This window comes from Microcoleus sp. T3_D1 (assembly GCF_036700405.1).
Lineage (GTDB): Bacteria > Cyanobacteriota > Cyanobacteriia > Cyanobacteriales > Microcoleaceae > Microcoleus.
Genome location: NZ_JAUBOV010000167.1, coordinates 1 through 4,123, shown reverse-complemented (window position 1 = coordinate 4,123; position 4,123 = coordinate 1). Strand labels below are relative to the sequence as shown.

4 protein-coding genes are annotated in these 4,123 nt (G+C 44.8%); 1 reads left to right on the top strand and 3 read right to left on the bottom strand.

The genetic code is table 11. The annotated features are described in order from the left end of the window. Positions 1-463 precede the first annotated feature (463 nt). Together QT992_RS33045 and QT992_RS33040 are read right to left on the bottom strand one after the other, a co-directional pair. Positions 464-1,309, bottom strand: a complete 846-nt coding sequence (locus tag QT992_RS33045) for a prohibitin family protein (RefSeq protein ID WP_333343010.1) — start codon at positions 1,307-1,309, stop codon at positions 464-466. Between the two features lie 53 nt (positions 1,310-1,362). After that, positions 1,363-2,568, bottom strand: coding sequence for an EAL domain-containing response regulator (locus tag QT992_RS33040; RefSeq protein ID WP_333314189.1), 1,206 nt, complete (start codon positions 2,566-2,568; stop codon positions 1,363-1,365). A gap of 421 nt (positions 2,569-2,989) precedes the next feature. Between QT992_RS33040 and QT992_RS33035 the strand changes: the two genes are divergently transcribed. Continuing rightward, positions 2,990-3,505: a heme-binding protein gene (locus QT992_RS33035; RefSeq protein ID WP_333314187.1), complete on the top strand. Its 516-nt coding sequence runs from the start codon at positions 2,990-2,992 to the stop codon at positions 3,503-3,505. On the opposite strand, the gene QT992_RS33030 is transcribed toward QT992_RS33035, so the two are convergent. Further along, the gene (locus QT992_RS33030) at positions 3,492-3,908 is read right to left on the bottom strand and encodes a secondary thiamine-phosphate synthase enzyme YjbQ (RefSeq protein WP_333314186.1); all 417 of its coding nucleotides are present in this window, start codon (positions 3,906-3,908) and stop codon (positions 3,492-3,494) included. The genes QT992_RS33035 and QT992_RS33030 overlap by 14 nt on opposite strands. Positions 3,909-4,123 lie beyond the last annotated feature (215 nt).

Below are 4,123 nucleotides of genomic sequence, written 5' to 3'. Positions count from 1 at the left end.
GGATTTTAAAGTCCCAAAAGCCTTTCGACCCCAATTATTTACTCGCGACCCCTTGACAGGTCAAGACAGTATCTACAAGAATCAGGGTAATCGACCGGACATGATATAATTGGTAATTCAGGAGTTACGCACGAATACTCAAGAAACCGGGTTTTTTACCGACATAAAAAGCTAAATTCCCTGTATTTTTGTACGGGACTTGTGCACCGATAGTCAATCGATTTTAGATTTTAGATTTTAGATTTTAGATTGAAGGATTGACCCCACGGATAAATTCGGGGGGCAAGTTTCATCGGATACAGGTTTTTTATTTCTGGGTCCTGAGTTTGCGAAGGAATGAATCACGTGGCGGGTATCCTGGATGCTTTCGGTCAGAAACCGGGTTTTTTTCAGAAAATCCTTCGTTGTAGGTTACAGATTAGGTAAAAAACCCGGTTTCTTTGGGCTGATGCGTCCAGGGCTGTTATCTCTCCACCAATTTCCTCAAGTCCAATAAATTTTTACCCCCATCACCAACAATCAGTGGCAATTTCCCGTCCCATTTTTCTATAGCCTGCCTTTCCAAAAGTTCGGGAGTCAAATTGTCCCGCAGCAACCTTTGCACTTCGGCTTCTCCCTTGGCTAAATTCACCTTAGCCTCGGCCTGTTTTACTGCCTTCAGCGCTAAAAACTCCCCTCTTTTGGCCTCCTGTTCGGCAATTTGTTTCGCCTCCACCGCCTCGCTAAACCGCTCAGAAAAGTGAACGTGTACTAAAGAAATATCGTCTACTGCAATGTGATATGTAACCAGCCTCAAGGTCAAATAATCATCAACTGCGGCTTTTACTTCTCCCCGTTTAGTAATAATTTCTTCAGCCGTGTATTTGGCCATAACTGCTTTTAATACTTCTTGTACTGCTGGATCGATAATGCGAGCGACCACTTCTTTTTCGTCACCTATTTGTTGAAAAATAGCATTTGCTTCTTCTGGGATAATGTGCCAGTTGAGCGCTACATCCGTGAAAACATCTTGCAAATCTTTTGAGGAAGCTTCAGCGGAACTTTCCTGTTTTTGTACCCTGACGCTCAACTTTTTTACAGTATAAACGGTGGGGACTATTACGTGAATTCCTTCTCCGAGTACCTGTTCTTGCACTTTACCAAACTGCATCAGCACGCCCCGCTCTCCAGCGTTGACTATGACAAAGAATTTGGACAAAATAGCTAGAAATACTATCAAGAGAGCTAGTTGAACAGCTAGGTAAAAATCCTTATTTTTTTTATGGCTGGATTTGAGTGAGTCCACGTTACTGCTGGATTCTAAAACCATATTCCACCCCGATCGCACTTAATTCAATGGCCAATATTGATTTAACCAATCTTCTATTTTCCTGCCATCAACAACTGTTCAAAATCCGCTGCCGCCAAAGGAGGACTGAACAAATATCCTTGCATTATATCGCACTTATAGCGCCAGAGAAAATCTTTTTCTGCTTCTGTCTCAACTCCTTCGGCAATTACCTCAAGACAGAGACTGTGCGCCATTTCAATAATAGCTTTCACAATCGCTGCATTTGTGCAACCATCGGTGATATTGCTGATAAAACAGCGGTCTATTTTTAAAGTATCGAAGGGGTATTGCGTCAGATAGCTTAAAGAAGAATACCCAGTTCCGAAATCATCAATAGATATAGAAACTCCCAATTTTTTCAATTGTTGCAAAGTAGCGATCGCACTTTCGGCATCTTCTACCATCAAACTTTCGGTCAGCTCTAATTCCAAACTGCTCGCTTGCAAACCAGTCTCTGCTAAAATTTGAGCAACTCTGCTGCTGAGATCCGGTTGGTGAAATTGCCGTGGCGACAGATTCACCGCTACCCGCCGCCCCGAAAAACCAGCATTTTCCCAAACTTGCATTTGCCGGCAAGCTGTCTGCAAAACCCACTCCCCTAACTGTACAATGAAGCCAGTTGCTTCTGCCTGGGGAATAAATTCTGCGGGCGAAATCAGCCCTTTTTCTGGATGCAGCCAGCGCACTAAAGCTTCGGCGCTGATAATTTTACCAGTGTGGACATTGACCTGCGGCTGATAGTAAACTTGGAATTCTTCTCGTTCCAGTGCGTCGCACAAACCTGTTTTTATCCGCTCTAATTTGTCGGTGGCATCTTGGATAAATTCGCTGCTTTGCGATCGCAAAGTATGGTACTGTTCGGCGACAGCTTCTTGTTTTTTCAAGCGGCTCGATATCGCCCCCACAAGTTCAGCTTTAGTAAAAGGTTTAGTCAGGTAATCATCTGCTCCCAATTCCATACCTTGCCGCATTTCAGAGCGATCGGCTTTACCGGTGAGAAAAACAAAAGGAAGTGTAGCAGTAACAGGATTCGATCGCAAGGCCACCAGCACCCCGTACCCGTCAAGTTCCGGCATCATCACATCGCAAAGAATCACGTCGGGAAGATTTGACACCGCCGCATTTAAACCTTGCGCTCCATTTTCTGCACCCGTCACGTCGAAACCTTCAGCTTTGAGGAGTTTGAGAATATTCTCGCGAATTAGTTGCTCGTCCTCAATCACTAGAATCTTTTTCATACGTCATTCCCTGAAAGCGGTATAATTGATAGGCGTTACTGAACGCGATAAGCGTCCCAATAACTGAGAACGCACAGCTCGATCGGCCCAACAGCGGAATATTTTCCGACACAAATAGCAAACACCTGAAAAACGCTAATTTTTCAAGCACAACTAGATTAATGTTTCTGTGCTTACTCAGTGCCGTCCGTATTATTACGAGGTTAATTAATAATCTCTCAACTAATTCTAGGCGATCGACAGTTAGCAGCCCCTTAAATAACTGCTAAACTAATTGTGCCACCTGAACGATTGTCTGCAAACAATCTCAGCCTATTTATACCAGTTGCCAAAAACCCTGCAACTGCCAGCAAGTTCCAAACCCTTGCAGAGTCAGTCTTTCCCCATTCTTCCATGTAAAATCTCAACTTTTAAATCTCAAATGGTATTACCTACTGGATTCCCTGAACCCGCACAGATTGGGGTGATAGAAGTTAAGCAATATCCTCAGTACCGCGCTGTCACCTACACCCACGCGGGCGATTTGCGACAAGCAACTGGCATCGCCTTCAATCCCTTATTTCAACACATCAGCAACAACCAAATTGCGATGACAACACCAGTAGAAGCGCGCTACACAGAAACTTCCGGGCAAATCGATGCAGTTCCCCAAGCAGAAGTTTCGTTCCTCTATCCCGCACCAAATATCGCCCCCAGTAGCGTTAACTCCGCTGTAGAAATCACGGATACTTCGCCGATGACGGTTGTCAGCATCGGCGTGCGCGGGGCCTACACTTGGGAAAGCTACGAAAATAACCTCCAGACACTCAAAGATTGGCTTCAAGAACATCCCGAATACGAAATAGTCGGGCCGCCGCGCCGCTTTTTTTACAATTCCCCGATGACGCCGGAAGCAACTAAAATCAGCGAGGTACAAATTCCGATCAAGTGCCGCTGACGTGAACAACTAATTCGCGAATGTGACCCCGCTGGCGGTGTTCCCACAGGTAAATTCCCTGCCAAGTTCCTAACAGCAACCTGCCGCGATCGATCGGGATTTGTTCAGAAGTATGAGTCAGCGCAGTGCGAATGTGCGCCGGCATATCGTCTGGGCCTTCGGCATCGTGAATGTAGCGATCGTCCTCCGGTACCAGTTTAGCTAAAAAGTTAGCCAAATCCTTAAGTACATCCGGGTCAGCATTTTCTTGAATCACCAAACTAGCAGAAGTGTGGCGCAAAAATAAGCTACAAAGTCCCGTTTTAATACCTGAATTCGCCACCGCATCTTCTATCTTAGGAGTGATTTTGGACAGAGATTTCCCTGTAGTTTGAATCTTGAGTATCTGTTGGTAATGAGTCATAGGATTTGGGATGTGGGATTTGAGATTTGGGATTTTCAAAGAAACTATTGCAAAAATATTCTCCTATTGTTACCTCTTACTTCTTCCTTTTTTATTCTGTAGGTTGGGGCCCGTGGAACGAAACCCAACACTCATTAATTGGATGTTGGGTTTCGTTCCACGGGCCCGGGAGCAGTTCAGTTTTGTAAAAAGCATTTTTTTTATTGTAGTGGGAG